We start from the raw sequence: 15,757 nt of genomic DNA on the forward strand, positions 1-15,757 counted from the left end.
AAAAATAGTAATGTTTAAAAAAGCAGGATTGTATATCCTGTAGTGGGTTAGTTGCTCAAGAAAAAGTGGACACGCCTTAGCAGGCTGCGTCCACACTTTTTTTTGTTCTGGTTGGCAGGATTCGAACCTGCGGCCTCCTGCTCCCAAAGCAGGCGCGATAACCGGGCTACGCTACACCCCGAATTTTTTTTTGCGTGGGCAAATATAGTATTATTTTTTGCATTGTATCGCCTGTTAGTCAATTATTTCAGGGGTTTTTTCGATAACACAGCACTGTCTGTAAATATGGATAACTCTATTTTAGGTTCTCCAAATAAATCCAATTGAGATTTTCCCGCCATGGAAAGCGTGAGTTGCTTATCAACTTTAATACTGGCTCGCGAGTAGGATTCCGTAGTGACTTTTCCGGTCTTGCAGTCAAGATTTTTTCCCGTAAATCCACTGTTGTTATCCAAACGAAGCGTAATATTTTCAACATCGCCTTCTACTTCTGCTGTAGCTTTTTGATAGGCATCAAAGGTAAGGTCATGCCCAGTAATCAAAGCTTTGCACTGGGCGCTTTTGCTTAAATTGATGCGACATTCTTCACTTTTTATATTGAGTTCCGATTTGGAATGGTCGTTGGCAATAAGTTCAAATTTTTTGCACTGAGCATTCACAAAAACTTTAGAATCATCAAAACTGGTAAACGTAATGGTTTCCAATTTCATTTCCGCAAGGGCGTTAATTTTAGCTTCATCTTTTGTAGTTACCGCGATAAAATCATCGGTGTATGTCACACGAATGCTTAATTTCTTGTACCCGAAAGCACTTTTTAAAGTAGATAATCGCAATTGACGTCCTACCACACTAATGCCAATCGCATCATGCAAATTGTCGTCGGCTTCAATTTCAAGTCCGCATTCACTGCCTTTTACCAAAAAGACTTCAAGGTTGTCAGAAATTTCTAAAGCATTAAAGGGTTCAATCTTTTTTTGCTCAACGGTAACAATTTTGGACCCTTTTACTTTTTCCTTTTTTTGGGAATATACACCCAAAGTAGCCACAAGGGCAATTATGATATAGATACGATTCATGAATTATTTTTTTTCAAAGGTAACAATTCTCACGATTTCGATTTTAATTTTAATGTCCATTCAAAATCCATGACAGAAACTACATCGCCATGTTGATCTACTCCGATAGACTGTAACCATATCGTTTGTCCTTCCCCCGATTTAACCACTTTGTTGAGCATTGCAGTGATATCGGTGCCTTGTTGGCAAGTAAAAGTAATTTTCCCTGTAGCCTTTTTTGTGTATGTCGCTTTGTTGTTGAGTACTAACATGGATACGGGCATTTTTTTACGTTGAATTTCAGCCATAACCAAAGCTCCTGTAGTCAACTCGGCCGCCATCGCTTGGACGGCAAAATACATGGATTGAAACGGATTTTGATTGATCCATCGGTGAGTAACCGTGGCTTCACAAGTGGTTTCAGAAATGGTTTTAACCCGAACACCGCACCAAAATGCTGCCGGTAACCGCCATGCTAAAAACACATTTAATTTACGAGGAGAAAGTTGCATAAAGCCTTTATTTTCGGTAAATATACACATACCTTTTGTAAAAGTATGGTCTTGTTAAATGTTAATATATTGTTAAATCTTAGTACTTTGTAAAGCATAATACTTGTCTTTGGTTGTATCTTTGTTTAAGAAAATAATAGCTTATAGAAAGTATTGTAGAGTTTCAATCATCAAAATCAAGAGTTATGAATGCTAATGAACGAAATATAGGAGCCATCTTACATCTAAGTGCGCTTGGACAATATTTATTTCCTTTTGGGAATTTCATAATACCAGCTTTTATATGGTCGGCCAAAAAAGAGGCTTCCTCAGTGCTGGAAGAGCAAGGACGTAGCGTGTTGAATTTTCAACTGAGTGTTTTTGTTTACACCCTAGTATTGATTGGGTTAGGACTTATACTTACTATTGGTGCCTTTACAAATGGGATGATTGCTTTTCAATGGGATGACCACTCGTTTGCCATTCGTAATTTTGAAGAATTGCAGTTTTCGACAGGACTAATCGTCGGAATTTCCGCATTTGTATTATTCACATTGTTAAAAATCACGGAATTTGTTCTCGTCGTTTATGGAGCGCTAGAGGCTACTCGAGGAAGAATTTATCATTATCCTTTATCCATTCCGTTTTTGAGACAACGCCTTCAAAACGTCAGTGTCCAAACCAATGACAATGTTTCTGAACCTGCGGTTTCCACCTCCGAATAAAATCATCAATCAAAAAACGAACATCCACGTGGATAAAAAAAGAAAAATTTATGAACATAGAAAACACTAAAGCTCAAATGCGAAAAGGCGTTTTGGAGTTCTGCATCTTGTCGGTACTAAAAGACAAAGAGGCCTATACTTCCGAAATTCTGGATACGCTCAAGGCGGCACGATTACTCGTGGTCGAGGGGACCGTCTATCCCTTGCTGACTCGCTTGAAAAATGATGGCTTGCTCAATTATCGTTGGGAAGAATCGACATCGGGACCACCGCGTAAATATTACGAGTTGACCGAATTAGGAAAAACATTTTTAAACGAATTAAATGGCACGTGGACCGAACTCTCCGATGCCGTAACCATTATCACTAAACAAAACCAATAATCATGAACAAGACCGTAAATATCAACATAGGTGGTTTATTTTTCCACATTGATGAAGACGCTTACCAAAAACTTTCCCGCTACTTTGATGCGATAAAAAATTCGCTTACAGACGCTACCGGAAAAGATGAAATCATGAAAGATATCGAAATGCGTGTAGCTGAACTCTTTGCCGAACGCCAGCTTTCCGATAAACATGTAATCAATAGTCATGATGTGGATGAAGTTGTCAGTGTTATGGGGCAACCCGAGGATTATCGTTTGGATAACGAAGGAGAGTCCAAAAAAGACATGGATTTTAAATATGCCTTACCGCCTCGTCGACGTAAATTATACCGCGATGAAGAACGTGGTGTAATTGGAGGAGTTTGTACGGGTTTGGGTCATTATTTTGGTATAGATTCGTTTTGGTTTAAACTAGCCTTTTTAATCCTTGGTTTTGGTACAGGGACAGGATTTTTGGCCTATTTAATTCTTTGGATTGCTATGCCTAAAGCCATTACCACTGCTGAAAAGTTGGAAATGACCGGAGAGCCCGTAACCATCTCCAATATTGAGAAAAAAGTGCGTGAAGAATTTGAACAAGTATCTCAACGAATTCAAAATGCAGATTATAACGAAATTGGAGAAAAAGTCAAATCTGGAGCCGAATCCTTCGGAAATCGATTGAGTACTTTTATTACAACAGTATTTGGTGTTTTTGCCAAAATAATTGGAGCCTTTGTATTGATTTTTGCCTCTTTGTCACTATTAGGGGTATTAATAGGCTCCGTCATTCTGATTTTCACCTCCCAGTTGCCCCAAAATGCAGCGATTAATAGGGTTGTTACGCCCATCGGATTGGAAACACCCTACTGGATTCAAGGGGTGTTATTCCTGTTTTGCTTTGGTATTCCGTTGCTTTTTTTGATGTTGTTGGGACTGAAACTTCTGATGAATCATGTTCGTTCTTTGAGCAATGTTGTAAAATATACTCTTCTTGCTGTGTGGATTGTTTCTTTGGGCGCATTGATTACCATTATCATCAATGAAGTTACACAAGCTGCTTTTGACGGTAAGGATATTGTGAAAGAGCAAATAATTTTACAACCTCAAGATACGCTTCAAATTCGATTTGTGAACAATGATTTTTATGCCAAAGACATGAATCCTACACACGATTATCGTTTAACGACCAACGAGCAGCAGAAAGAGGTGATTTACTCCAATCAAATTAGTTTTGAAGTATTACCCACCGATGCCCCAACTCCTTATGTGCGAATCGAAAAAGTAGCCGTGGGAAAAACAGCAGGTGAGGCCAATGCGCGCGCTCAAAAAATTGAATACGGTTTTAAAATTGAAGGGAGTCAATTGTTGTTGAATAATTATTGGACCACAGCGATTAACAACAAGTTTCGTCAGCAGGAAGTCACCGTTTACGTGTATTTGCCCAAAGGAGTGAAATTCAAAACCGACCGCTCGGTGCGTCATTACGATTACAGTGATAATTCCTACTTCAACATGCATCATTCTTCCGAAGATTATGTGTATCTTGTTGAAGAAAATCAAGTGAAATGTACCAATTGCCCTCCCGACGAAGATGAATACGATGACGTTATCGAAACCGAAACGATTGAAAAAGTGAATGATTCAGTCGATAAAGTAACGGTTAAGGTCAACGGAGTCGAAATCATTCGCGAAGAAAAGTCAGGAGAAAAAGGAAGTCTCATTATTAACAAAGATGGCGTTGTCATCAAAAAATCAAATTAAGTATGATACGAGTAGTAGTTTATTGTACCAAATTTTTAGTAGCTATCATTACTGCATTATTGCTCACGTCCTGTAATCCCATGTTGAATGGCGTAGATGGAAATGGAAATGTGACATCCGAAGTTCGAAACATTTCAGGTAAATTCACTGCGGTTCAGGCCTCAGCCGGCATTGAAGTCGAAATGAAGCAAGACAGTATCGCAAAAGTAGAGGTAGAGGCCGATTCTAATTTGTTGGAGTTTATCAAAACCGAATTGGAAGGAGAGACGCTAAAAGTGTATATCGACAAGAGTATTTCAGGAGCCAAAGAACTTAAGGTATACATCCACATGCCCGAACTAAAAAAAGTAACCTCGAGTAGCGGAGCCAATGTATTGCTGACAGGAACGTTTGTGGGAACCTCTTTGATAATGGATTCTAGTAGTGGAGCTCATTTGGAAGGTAAAGTTGAATACGATACGGTAACTGCCGAAACTTCAAGTGGTAGTTCAATGGACATTAAAGGAATTGCACTAAAGTTGAAAACGAGTTCGTCCAGTGGAAGCACGCTGAATGCCAAAGGATTGTTGGCCAATGACGTCAATGCCGATGCAAGCAGTGGAAGTGAATCTTCCGTAAATGCTAGAGTTTCGCTCGAGGCGAGTGCTTCCAGCGGGTCCAGTATAAAATACACAGGAATTGCCAAATCCGTGGATAAGAATGAATCTTCGGGGGGCAGTATTCAAAAAATTGATTAATTTGTTTTTTTGCGTGAAAGATCCTGGCTTCGGCTGGGATTTTTTTTACATGATTACATCCCTAAACAGACGTTAAACCTTTTGTAGGGAGACATTAGTTTCGTTTCAAATTGGATAATTTTGAAAAAAAAATAAGTATGCGCATTTTAATTACGGGAGGTTCAGGATTAATTGGTCATGCATTGACAAAACATTTGGTGCAAAAGGGCCATCATGTCCATTGGCTGACCACACAAAAATCACCCAAGAATGTGCCTGTAGGTGTGCAAACGTTTTATTGGAATCCCGCCGAAGGAAAAATTGACGATCAATGTTGGAATGGAGTTGACGCCCTCGTGCATTTAGCGGGTGCGACCATTGCCAAACGATGGACACCTCATTACAAAACGATTTTATTGGAAAGTCGTGTCGTATCGGCCAATGTATTGTATGCCAGTTTAAAAAAGTTACCACAACACCAAGTAAAGCACATACTATCTGCCTCGGGAACAGCCATTTATCCCGATGATTCCCAAGCGGTTTACACCGAACATTCCCAAATTCAATCCAATACTTTTCTAGGAACATTGGTGCAACGTTGGGAAACTGCAGTGGATCAATTTTCAAAACTCGACTTAACGGTAACCAAGGTGCGAACGGGCGTGGTATATGCTCGGGAGGGTGGTGCTTTACAGCCTATTGTGCAACCCATTCGATGGGGTATGGGTGCCATTTTTGGATCCGGTAAACAAATGCAATCCTGGATTCACCTTCACGATATTGTGCAATTGTATGCCTGGCTCCTCGAGAAGGGGCATGCAGGAGTTTTTAACGGTGTCGCTCCACATGCCGTAAGCAACAAAGAGCAAACCAAAATCATTGCGCGTTTACTAAAACGTCCCATTTGGTTACCTCCCGTACCGCGGTGGGTTATGCGACTCGTTTTGGGCGATATGCATGAATTGTTGTTTAATGATAAAAAAATTCTTCCCCAACGGGCCTTGGATTTGGGATTTACTTTCACCTATCCCAATGCTGAAAAGGCGTTTAACGATTTATTACCCTAGCTTTCTCTTCCAGAGCGTTTTTTTTGTTTATTATCGAATCTGCTGTCCTTCGTGGCATTCTTTATCCTTTGCTATATGCTTAGCAATTTCGAGAATGCAATGGAAATGCTCCTTCTTTTTTTAAAAAATAAATGACAATTTGACATTTTTAAGGAAATGGCAGTACTTTTGCACGGAGTTTTGCGAAGCAGTACATTCGAATGAAAATCAACAACCCATTTTAAAGAAAAGAATACCATGAATACTGAGACAAACGAGCATGAAGCTCCTGAGTTAGCCCCAGAAGTGCAACCCGAAGTATTGGAAACAGAGGGAAGTGCCTCAGCGGAAGAATTGTCAACAGAACAAAAGTTGGAGTTGCAATTGGCCCAAGAAAAAGATAAATTTTTGCGTTTGTTTGCAGAATTTGAGAATTATAAAAAACGTACCGCCAAAGAGCGATTAGAGTTGTTTAAAACAGCCAATCAAGAAGTTTTGGTTGCGATGTTACCTGTTTTAGATGATTTTGATCGTGCAATGGAGCAAATTCAAAAATCAGCCGATGAAGCCCTGGTTAAAGGCGTTGAGTTGATTCATGAAAAATTTAGAGCTACCTTAATTGCTAAAGGTCTTGAACAAGTTTCCCTTCAAGCGGGAGATGCCTTTGATGCGGATTTTGCAGAAGCGATTACTCAAATTCCTGCACCCTCAGAGGATTTGAAGGGGAAAATCGTAGATGTGATTGAAAAAGGGTATAAATTAGGCGATAAAATTATCCGTTTTCCAAAAGTGGTCATCGGACAATAATTGAAAATATGAGTAAAAAAGACTTTTACGAAATACTAGGCGTCGGTAAAAATGCCAGTGCGGAGGAGATAAAAAAAGCCTACCGTAAAAAAGCGATTGAATTTCACCCTGACAAAAACCCCGGCAACAAAGAAGCGGAAGAGAACTTCAAGTTAGCCGCAGAAGCTTATGAGGTTTTGAGTGATCCCGACAAAAAAGCACGTTATGATCAATATGGTCATGCCGCTTTTGATGGGGCAGGTGGCTTTGGTGGTGGTCATCACATGAATATGGATGACATCTTCAGTCAGTTTGGTGATATTTTTGGCGGTGCTTTTGGTGGGAGTTTTGGCGGTGGCTTCGGCGGCGGCGGTTCCCGCAGAATGAAAGGCAGTAATCTGCGGATTAAGGTTAAACTTACCCTCGAAGAAGTAGTCAACGGCGTTGAAAAGAAAGTAAAAGTTAAGCGTAAAATACAAGCGCCCGGCGTTCGTTACAAAACGTGTCCTACCTGTAATGGTGCAGGACAAGTATTAAAAGTTACTAATACCATTTTGGGGCGCATGCAAACCGCAACCACGTGTCATGAATGTGGCGGATCGGGGCAAACTATTGAAAGCAAACCCAACAATGCCGATGCCTACGGGATGATTATGGAAGACGAGACGGTTTCGATCAAAATACCTGCTGGTGTTGCCGATGGGATGCAATTGAAAGTGTCGGGCAAAGGAAACGAGGCTCCAGGAAATGGAATCCCAGGCGATTTGATTGTTGTGATTGAAGAGACGGAACATGAATGGCTTAAACGGGATGGTGAAAACCTTCATTATGATTTATACATCAGTTTTGCTGAAGCGGCACTAGGAGTATCCAAGGAGCTTGAAACGGTTAATGGAAAAGTCCGAATTAAATTGGAAGAAGGCATTCAATCCGGAAAAATTTTACGATTGAAAGGTAAAGGAATTCCTAGTTTAAACAGTTATGGGAATGGCGATTTACTAGTGCATGTTAATGTTTGGACACCCAAAACACTCTCCAAAGAACAACGCCAATTTTTTGAAAAAGCATTAACCGACGAAAACTTTATACCGCGCCCCGAAAAGAGCGAAAAATCTTTTTTTGAAAAAGTTAAAGATATGTTTTCGTAGTTAAAAAAATAATTTTACTTTTGAGCATTACTTGGAAACAAGTAATTTCTTTTTCATAGCAATTTTTCCCATCCTTGTGTCACCATAAGGGTGGGTTTTTTGTTTTTAGTTATGCCCCTTTCTGTTGGGAATTCCTTATTTTTACCCGAAGATTTAAAAACATATGCAATCCATTTTAACTGTTGATAAAGTTGTCAAACAATACGGTGACTACACGGCTTTGAATTCCGTTTCACTCACGGTGCCCCAAGGAAGTATTTATGGGTTGTTGGGACCCAATGGCGCCGGTAAAACATCTCTTATTCGCATCATCAATCAGATTACTTTGCCCGATAGCGGTTCGATTATATTGGATGGTGAACCCCTTCATCCAAAGCATGTTCATGAAATAGGGTATATGCCCGAAGAGCGTGGATTGTACAAATCGATGAAAGTCGGGGAGCAATGTCTGTATCTAGCGCAGCTCAAAGGAATGACGAAAAATGATGCTAAGACACAACTCAAATATTGGTTTGAAAAGTTTGAGATCAGTTCTTGGTGGGACAAAAAAATACAAGAATTGTCCAAAGGAATGGCGCAAAAAGTTCAATTTATTGTGACGGTATTGCATCAGCCGAAGCTTTTGATCTTAGACGAACCCTTTTCGGGTTTTGACCCTGTTAATGCCAATTTGATTAAAGATGAAATTATCGCCCTCAATCGACAGGGGACCTCTATTATTTTTTCAACCCATCGGATGGAATCGGTAGAAGAGATGTGCGATTATATTGCTTTGATTCATCGATCGAATAAGTTGATTGAAGGAAAGTTGTCGGAGGTTAAAAAACAATACAGAACCCATTCGTATGACGTTGGGATTTTGACCGATAATGTGGAAGGTGTTTGGTATGATTTGTCCCAAAAATTCACCCTGAAAACAACTGATTTCAAGTCGTTGAATCAGGAGTTAAAATTGGAAATTCAATTAGGCAATCATTCCGCCAATGAACTTTTACACACACTGATGCAACGTGGGCAAGTAACCCATTTTGCAGAGAAAATACCCACTGTGAATGACATTTTTATCCAAACTGTAACGGATTAATCGGTTATTATGAGCAAACTTGTATTGATAATTAAGCGGGAATTTACCGCCAAAGTGCGCAATAAATCTTTTATTGTGATGACTTTTTTGAGTCCGCTCCTTTTTGTTGGAATTGCTGTTTTTATCGGCTATTTGAGCACGTTGAAAGCCGATCAAAAAACCATTGCCATTCATGACAAAACGGGTCGTTTTTTTGCACAGTTTAAAAGCGACGAAGAGTATAAATATGTTGATTTTTCACAAACACCTGTACCTGTTCTGAAAGATAGCATCCAAGCCGAACATTATGAGGGTTTGTTATTGATTCCGAATGAAACTGAAAACAAGGACTTGGAAAAAACGATAGAATACATCTCCAATGATAGTCCGAGCGTCATGTTTATCGCCGATTTAGAGTCGGTTATTACCAAAAAAATGACCCAAGAAAATTTTAAAGCAGTCGGTTTAGATACACTGAAAATACAACAAGCCCAAGCTAAAGTCGCCATTAATTTGGTCAAAGCTTCGGGGGAACAAGCTTTGAAAGGGATTAACGAAATAAAGATTGGAATTGGAGGTGCTTTTGGTTATCTAATCATGATGTTTATCGTTATCTATGGAAATATGGTAATGCGGAGTGTTATTGAAGAAAAAACATCGCGTATTATTGAAGTAATTATTTCCTCAGTAAAACCGTTTCAGTTGATGATGGGCAAAATTATTGGTACGTCCATTGCGGGGATTCTTCAGTTTTTGATTTGGGCCATATTAGGTTTAACCGCAATGTTTGTACTGTCCGTTGTTTTTGATGTGCCCCTAGGAGCTACCGCTGGGCAAACGCAAAAGATAATGGCTACTTCGGGTCAAGATTTAAATAAAGTAGCCTTGTATTTGAATGAGTTATGGAAGTTGCCGGTGGGAACTATACTAATTTCCTTCATATTTTATTTTATCGGAGGGTATTTTCTATACAGTTCGTTTTATGCCGCAATTGGTGCCGCTGTTGATAACGAAACTGATTCACAGCAGTTTTTACTGCCCATAATTATGCCTTTAATTTTGGGTGTTTATATTGGATTTTTTACGGTTATGAATGATCCTCATGGAACGATAGCCACTACATTTTCTATGATACCTTTGACTTCACCCATTGTAATGATGATGCGAATTCCCTTTGGAGTGCCTTGGTGGCAGTTGATGGTTTCCCTATTGTTATTGTTTGGTACGTTTATTTTTGTTGTATGGTTTGCTTCCAAAATTTATCGTGTAGGAATTTTGATGTATGGCAAACGACCTACTTGGAAGGAATTATTGCGTTGGATTAATTATTAATGCTAAAAATGGCATGCCCTTTGTGACAACCTCAAAAATTAAAAAATACAACTTATGCCTAAAATATTAGTCATTGAAGATGAAGCATCCATCCGTCGCGTGCTTACACGAATTTTGACAGAAGAAAGTGATACCTATCAAGTGGAAGAAGCCGAAGATGGAGTACAAGGCCTAGATAAAATCAAAGTCACTGATTTCGATTTGGTTTTGTGCGATATAAAAATGCCTAAAATGGATGGAGAGGAACTACTAGAGGCGGTCAAAAAAATAAAACCAGAGATTCCTATTGTGATGATTTCGGGGCATGGCGATATGGAAACGGCCATCAACACGATGCGATTAGGGGCTTTTGATTACATCTCCAAACCCCCCGATCTGAATCGCTTACTGAATACTGTTCGTAATGCGCTGGATCGCAAGCAATTGGTTGTTGAGAATAAAATTCTAAAAAAGAAAGTTTCAAAAAACTATGAAATTATCGGGACTAGCACACCTATTGAGCACATCAAGGAAATGATTGAAAAGGTCGCCAAAACCGATGCACGCGTTTTAATTACGGGTCCGAATGGAACAGGTAAGGAATTAGTAGCCCATCAACTGCATCAAAAAAGCGATCGCTCGGAGGCACCTATTGTTGAAGTTAACTGTGCGGCGATTCCTTCTGAGTTGATTGAAAGTGAATTGTTTGGACATGTGAAAGGCGCATTTACTTCGGCGGTTAAAGATCGTGCGGGTAAGTTTGAAGCAGCCGATGGTGGCACCATTTTTTTGGATGAGATAGGCGACATGAGTTTGGCTGCACAGGCTAAGGTTTTACGCGCGTTACAAGAAAATTTAATCCAGCGTGTTGGAGCCGATAAGGATATCAAAGTCAATGTTCGTGTGATTGCAGCGACGAATAAGGATTTGAAAAAGGAAATTGAAGAAGGAAGATTTCGGGAGGATTTATACCATCGATTGGCAGTTATTTTAATAAAAGTCCCTGCATTAAATGATCGCCGCGATGATATCCCCTTGTTGATAGAACATTTTACAGCAAAAATTGCTGAGGAACAAGGAAATGCTCCCAAACAGTTTTCACACGCCGCTGTTCAATTGCTTCAAGAATATGATTGGACGGGTAATATTCGCGAATTACGCAATGTGGTGGAGCGTTTGATTATTTTGGGAGGCCAAGAGATTACGGAAAGTGATGTGAAATTATTTGCGAGTAAATAAAAAAAGGATTTATGCAGTTAAAAAAAATAAACCCATTACTTCAGCAAGCTTTAATTGAATCGGGATTAACATTGCCCAATGATCTGCAAGAGGGAACGTATGCGGCAATAAAAAGTGGTGCCGATGCAGTCATTCAAAGTGATGTTGGAAGTGGGAAGTCGACCACCATTGCTCTCCATGTTATTCAGCGCTTGAACAAACCTTTTGAATTGTCTCCAAGGGCCTTGATTATTTGTAATGATAAAGCCAAAGTGTTGGAGATGGTTGAGGTGTTCAATCGATTGAATAAGTACAATGATTTACGTATTTATCATGTTCATGATCGATCGGATTTGGATGAAGATAAAAATCAAATTTCTTTAGGTATCGATGTTTTAGTCGGTACCCCAAACCAATTGACAACCATGTTTGGTTCGGCTGGATTTGATGTAAACCAATTGAAAATGTTCATATTAGATGATGCTGAGGTTATCATAAAAAATCGATACGAGCCCAAGATTCTTCGATTATCTGAGAGTATTGAAAAAGTACAACGGATTTTCTTTTGCTCTCAAATTACAGAACGCCTCGAAATCATTGCCGAAAATATTATGATTGATCCTTTGTTTTTTGAAATGGAAGACCAAGACGAAGTTGACTTAGAGTAATAAATTAAGTTTGTTAATCCATCCCGACACCTTCGGGATTTTTTATTTTTGTTAAAATTAATATCGGATAATAAAAAAATAGGAATAAAACGATAAATTTGTCGTATGTGGGAGATTGATAGAAGTTATTATGATGAATTTGAAGAGACGTTCCAGCGTTTGTATGACAAAAAACAAATGTTAGATCGAGGGCGTCCATTGCCTCATAGCGCCTTACAAAAAATCAAAGAAGCCTTAACCATCGAATGGACCTACAATTCCAATAGTATCGAGGGGAATACCTTGAGTCTTCGCGAAACCCAGCTCGTTATTCAAGAAGGGATTACCATCAAGGGGAAGTCGTTACGAGAGCATTTTGAGGTCAAAAATCATGAAGTTGCTATTGCGTATTTGTATTCTATTGTGCATGATTCCTATCAGCTTCAGAGTCGTGATATTTTAACGTTACATGCTTATGTGCTACGTTCCATTGAAGAGGAGTTTGCAGGTCGTTTTCGTAATGGAGGGGTGCGTATTTCGGGCGCAAATTTTATCCCTCCCAATGCCCTTAAAGTCCCTACACTGGTAGATGAGTTAATTGCTTTTGTGCATCAAAACCCTAAGGGCTTAAACACCATTGAATTGGCTACAATTTTTCATCATAAATTTGTTTGGATTCATCCATTTTTTGATGGAAATGGCAGAACTGTTCGTTTGGTGATGAATTTATTGTTGATGCAAGAGGGTTTTCCACCGGCCATCATCTTAAAAAATGACCGCAAAAAATATTACGAAGCCCTTAATCAAGCTAATAAAGGTAATTATCAAAAGCTCATTTTGTTGATGTGTCAAGCTGTAGAACGCTCCTTAAATATTTATTTAAATACTTTTCCGGGTCAAGAACCTTACGAATCGATTGCCACAATAGTGAGTGAACCAGGCACACCATATGGGCAAGAGTACATCAGTTTATTGGCCCGTCAAGGCAAAATTGACGCCTACAAAGAAGGGCGAAATTGGTTTACCACTCGCAAAGCCATTGAAGATTACATTGAAAATAGACAACGAAGAAGGCAACTTTAAGGTTGTCTTTTTTCTTTTTATTCTACTCCCAAAAAGTCCTTAATTCCGCTATCTTTGCCGCTTTATTTTAAAGTTATTACACCTATGATTACCGTAAACGACATCGCTGTTGAATTTGGAGGGACAACCCTTTTTAGTGAAGTTACTTTTGCTATTAATGAGACCGATAAAATAGCCTTAATGGGCAAAAATGGTGCGGGAAAATCTACCTTATTAAAAATTGTAGCCGGTCAAAACAAACCTACTCGCGGTGCTGTTTCGGCCCCTAAAGAAGCGGTAATCGCATATTTACCTCAACACTTATTGACGCAAGATGATCTGACGGTTTTTGAAGAGACTTCTAAAGCTTTTGCGGAAATTTTTTCGATGAAAGCAGAAATCGATGCGCTGAATGAACAGCTTACGGTGCGAACGGATTATGAAAGTGACGATTATATGAAGTTGATTGAACGCGTTTCAGAATTAAGCGAAAAATTTTATTCTATTGAAGAAATCAATTATGAAGCCGAAGTTGAGAAAGTTTTGAAAGGGCTTGGTTTCGAACGGGATGATTTTCATCGGCCTACTTCTGAATTTTCGGGGGGATGGCGAATGCGCATTGAATTGGCCAAAATACTTTTGAAAAAACCCGATTTGATTTTGCTCGATGAGCCCACCAATCATTTGGATATGGATAGTATACAATGGTTGGAAGATTTTTTATTGAATCAAGCTAAAGCTGTAATGGTGATTTCCCACGACCGTGCGTTTGTGGACAACATCACCAACCGTACAATTGAAGTTACAATGGGACGTATTTATGATTATCGTGCGAAGTATTCCCATTATTTAGAGTTGCGAAAAGAACGTCGGGTACATCAACAGAAAGCCTACGAGGAGCAGCAAAAAATGATTGCTGAAACCACTGAATTTATCGAGCGATTCAAAGGAACTTATTCCAAAACTTTGCAAGTACAATCTCGGGTAAAAATGTTGGAAAAACTCGAGTTAGTCGAGGTTGATGAGGTCGACACATCAGCTCTTCGTTTAAAATTTCCGCCTTCACCACGTAGTGGACAATATCCCGTTGTTGTGGAGCATTTGTCCAAAAAATATGATGATCATGTGGTGTTTAAAGATGCCAATATGGTTATAGAACGGGGACAAAAAGTAGCTTTTGTTGGGAAAAATGGGGAAGGGAAATCGACAATGATTAAAGCGATTATGAATGAAATCGATTTTGAAGGAAAATTAGAAATCGGTCACAATGTACAGGTGGGGTATTTTGCTCAAAATCAAGCTGCTTTGTTGGATGGTGAATTGACGGTTTTTGAAACGATTGATCGAATAGCTGTGGGTGAGATTCGTACCAAAATCAAAGATCTTCTTGGGGCCTTTATGTTTGGAGGTGATGATGTCCACAAAAAGGTAAAGGTTTTATCGGGAGGTGAGCGAACCCGTTTGGCGATGATTAAATTATTGCTCGAACCCGTAAACGTCTTGATTTTGGATGAGCCTACGAATCATTTGGACATGAAAACAAAAGATATTATTAAAGCTGCCCTTAAAGACTTTGACGGAACATTAATTCTTGTGTCGCACGACCGGGATTTCCTAGATGGCTTGGTTACTAAGGTTTTTGAGTTTGGAAACAAGCGAGTACAAGAGCATTTTGAGGATATTAAAGGATTCTTGGAATACAAGAAAATGGAAAATTTAAAAGAGATTGAAAAATAAATCAAAGGCCGGAAGCACTCAACTCCCGGCCTTTTCGCTAACCAAAATTAACCTTAACTAATTATGCTGAAATGTGTTTACCAAACGAATCAGTTCATAGCGATAGCCTTCCTTATCTTGTCCAATAGCTGTATTGGCTAAGTTTTCTATATCTGTAATCGATTTGTTTTGAATCAATTTAGAGTCTCGTAAATACAAGCCAAACCAAGCCACAGCCGCAGCAAAACGAAAATCGGGTGATGTATTATGAGAGCTGACCTCAAAATTTTGTATCACACGGGTCATTTCGGTACTACGTTCACCGTCGGGTTTTTTGTAACGAAACTTTACCGTTGCTAATTCGCTATTTAATTGGGCATTAGGGGTAACTTTTGGTGTGTATTTTAAATCATCGGTGGCTACAAAGAGATTGGATTCTACGCCTGTGGGAATGATTTCATAAAAGGCCGTAACCGTATGACCACTTCCCAATTCGCCTGCATCAATAGCATCATTTTTAAAATCTTCGGGACGTAATTTCCGATTTTCATACCCAATCAAACGGTAGGCTTTGACCAAGGATGGATTAAATTCGATTTGAATCTTGACATCCTTCGCAATGGCAAACATTGTTCCTTTAAA

The 15,757-nt window shown here is 39.3% G+C and carries 16 protein-coding genes and 1 tRNA gene; 13 read left to right on the forward strand and 4 right to left on the reverse strand.

All coding sequences use genetic code 11. The features are described 5' to 3' along the window. Positions 1-108 precede the first annotated feature (108 nt). The 3 genes from Q0037_RS03500 to Q0037_RS03510 all read right to left on the reverse strand — a co-directional run bounded on the left by Q0037_RS03500 (position 109) and on the right by Q0037_RS03510 (position 1,567). Positions 109-176: transfer RNA gene (locus Q0037_RS03500), tRNA-Pro, on the reverse strand. 66 nt (positions 177-242) lie between these two features. Then, entirely contained in the window at positions 243-1,076 is an 834-nt protein-coding gene (locus Q0037_RS03505; RefSeq protein WP_297515532.1) for a DUF2807 domain-containing protein, read from the reverse strand. A gap of 29 nt (positions 1,077-1,105) precedes the next feature. Next, on the reverse strand, positions 1,106-1,567 hold the full coding sequence (locus Q0037_RS03510) for a DUF4442 domain-containing protein (RefSeq protein ID WP_297515535.1): 462 nt from the start codon (positions 1,565-1,567) through the stop codon (positions 1,106-1,108). Between the two features lie 185 nt (positions 1,568-1,752). On the opposite strand from Q0037_RS03510, the gene Q0037_RS03515 reads away from it, so the two are divergent. The 13 genes from Q0037_RS03515 (at position 1,753) to Q0037_RS03575 (ending at position 15,136) form a co-directional block, all read left to right on the forward strand. Beyond that, on the forward strand, positions 1,753-2,271 hold the full coding sequence (locus Q0037_RS03515; RefSeq protein ID WP_297515538.1) for a DUF4870 domain-containing protein: 519 nt from the start codon (positions 1,753-1,755) through the stop codon (positions 2,269-2,271). A 50-nt stretch (positions 2,272-2,321) separates the two neighbouring features. Then, on the forward strand, positions 2,322-2,654 hold the full coding sequence (locus tag Q0037_RS03520) for a PadR family transcriptional regulator (RefSeq protein WP_073362689.1): 333 nt from the start codon (positions 2,322-2,324) through the stop codon (positions 2,652-2,654). Between the two features lie 2 nt (positions 2,655-2,656). Continuing rightward, positions 2,657-4,402, forward strand: coding sequence for a PspC domain-containing protein (locus Q0037_RS03525; RefSeq protein ID WP_297515542.1), 1,746 nt, complete (start codon positions 2,657-2,659; stop codon positions 4,400-4,402). Positions 4,403-4,404: 2 nt separating this feature from the next. Next, positions 4,405-5,139 (forward strand): head GIN domain-containing protein, encoded by a 735-nt coding sequence (locus tag Q0037_RS03530; RefSeq protein WP_297515546.1) that lies wholly within the window; start codon positions 4,405-4,407, stop codon positions 5,137-5,139. 137 nt (positions 5,140-5,276) lie between these two features. Continuing rightward, positions 5,277-6,185 (forward strand): TIGR01777 family oxidoreductase, encoded by a 909-nt coding sequence (locus Q0037_RS03535; protein ID WP_297515549.1) that lies wholly within the window; start codon positions 5,277-5,279, stop codon positions 6,183-6,185. A 237-nt stretch (positions 6,186-6,422) separates the two neighbouring features. Beyond that, a complete protein-coding gene (locus Q0037_RS03540; RefSeq protein WP_297515551.1) occupies positions 6,423-6,971 on the forward strand; it encodes a nucleotide exchange factor GrpE in 549 nt (182 codons plus the stop codon). 8 nt (positions 6,972-6,979) lie between these two features. Then, the gene (gene dnaJ / locus Q0037_RS03545; protein WP_297515555.1) at positions 6,980-8,098 is read left to right on the forward strand and encodes a molecular chaperone DnaJ; all 1,119 of its coding nucleotides are present in this window, start codon (positions 6,980-6,982) and stop codon (positions 8,096-8,098) included. A gap of 163 nt (positions 8,099-8,261) precedes the next feature. Further along, complete coding sequence (locus Q0037_RS03550; protein ID WP_297515558.1) at positions 8,262-9,182, forward strand: ABC transporter ATP-binding protein; 921 nt, start codon at positions 8,262-8,264, stop codon at positions 9,180-9,182. 9 nt (positions 9,183-9,191) lie between these two features. Further along, the gene (locus Q0037_RS03555) at positions 9,192-10,493 is read left to right on the forward strand and encodes an ABC transporter permease (RefSeq protein WP_297515561.1); all 1,302 of its coding nucleotides are present in this window, start codon (positions 9,192-9,194) and stop codon (positions 10,491-10,493) included. A 54-nt stretch (positions 10,494-10,547) separates the two neighbouring features. Continuing rightward, entirely contained in the window at positions 10,548-11,711 is a 1,164-nt protein-coding gene (locus Q0037_RS03560) for a sigma-54 dependent transcriptional regulator (RefSeq protein WP_297515563.1), read from the forward strand. An 11-nt stretch (positions 11,712-11,722) separates the two neighbouring features. Next, positions 11,723-12,358 carry a DEAD/DEAH box helicase gene (locus Q0037_RS03565; protein ID WP_297515566.1) on the forward strand — a complete coding sequence of 212 codons (636 nt, stop codon included), beginning with the start codon at positions 11,723-11,725 and terminating at the stop codon, positions 12,356-12,358. Between the two features lie 105 nt (positions 12,359-12,463). Further along, positions 12,464-13,420 carry a Fic family protein gene (locus Q0037_RS03570; RefSeq protein ID WP_297515569.1) on the forward strand — a complete coding sequence of 319 codons (957 nt, stop codon included), beginning with the start codon at positions 12,464-12,466 and terminating at the stop codon, positions 13,418-13,420. Positions 13,421-13,504: 84 nt separating this feature from the next. Continuing rightward, entirely contained in the window at positions 13,505-15,136 is a 1,632-nt protein-coding gene (locus Q0037_RS03575) for an ABC-F family ATP-binding cassette domain-containing protein (RefSeq protein ID WP_297515572.1), read from the forward strand. A gap of 57 nt (positions 15,137-15,193) precedes the next feature. Here the strand turns inward: Q0037_RS03575 and Q0037_RS03580 are convergent. After that, a partial coding sequence (locus tag Q0037_RS03580) for a YfbK domain-containing protein (RefSeq protein WP_297515575.1) occupies positions 15,194-15,757 on the reverse strand: 564 nt, incomplete at its 5' end.

The organism is Flavobacterium sp. (genome assembly GCF_027482425.1).
Lineage (GTDB): Bacteria > Bacteroidota > Bacteroidia > Flavobacteriales > Flavobacteriaceae > Flavobacterium.

Coding starts and splice junctions, on each gene's coding strand:
- Q0037_RS03505 (WP_297515532.1), bottom strand. CDS start 1,076: ATGAATCGTATCTATATCATAATTGCCCTTGTGGCTACTTTGGGTGTA.
- Q0037_RS03510 (WP_297515535.1), bottom strand. CDS start 1,567: ATGCAACTTTCTCCTCGTAAATTAAATGTGTTTTTAGCATGGCGGTTA.
- Q0037_RS03515 (WP_297515538.1), top strand. CDS start 1,753: ATGAATGCTAATGAACGAAATATAGGAGCCATCTTACATCTAAGTGCG.
- Q0037_RS03520 (WP_073362689.1), top strand. CDS start 2,322: ATGAACATAGAAAACACTAAAGCTCAAATGCGAAAAGGCGTTTTGGAG.
- Q0037_RS03525 (WP_297515542.1), top strand. CDS start 2,657: ATGAACAAGACCGTAAATATCAACATAGGTGGTTTATTTTTCCACATT.
- Q0037_RS03530 (WP_297515546.1), top strand. CDS start 4,405: ATGATACGAGTAGTAGTTTATTGTACCAAATTTTTAGTAGCTATCATT.
- Q0037_RS03535 (WP_297515549.1), top strand. CDS start 5,277: ATGCGCATTTTAATTACGGGAGGTTCAGGATTAATTGGTCATGCATTG.
- Q0037_RS03540 (WP_297515551.1), top strand. CDS start 6,423: ATGAATACTGAGACAAACGAGCATGAAGCTCCTGAGTTAGCCCCAGAA.
- dnaJ (WP_297515555.1), top strand. CDS start 6,980: ATGAGTAAAAAAGACTTTTACGAAATACTAGGCGTCGGTAAAAATGCC.
- Q0037_RS03550 (WP_297515558.1), top strand. CDS start 8,262: ATGCAATCCATTTTAACTGTTGATAAAGTTGTCAAACAATACGGTGAC.
- Q0037_RS03555 (WP_297515561.1), top strand. CDS start 9,192: ATGAGCAAACTTGTATTGATAATTAAGCGGGAATTTACCGCCAAAGTG.
- Q0037_RS03560 (WP_297515563.1), top strand. CDS start 10,548: ATGCCTAAAATATTAGTCATTGAAGATGAAGCATCCATCCGTCGCGTG.
- Q0037_RS03565 (WP_297515566.1), top strand. CDS start 11,723: ATGCAGTTAAAAAAAATAAACCCATTACTTCAGCAAGCTTTAATTGAA.
- Q0037_RS03570 (WP_297515569.1), top strand. CDS start 12,464: ATGTGGGAGATTGATAGAAGTTATTATGATGAATTTGAAGAGACGTTC.
- Q0037_RS03575 (WP_297515572.1), top strand. CDS start 13,505: ATGATTACCGTAAACGACATCGCTGTTGAATTTGGAGGGACAACCCTT.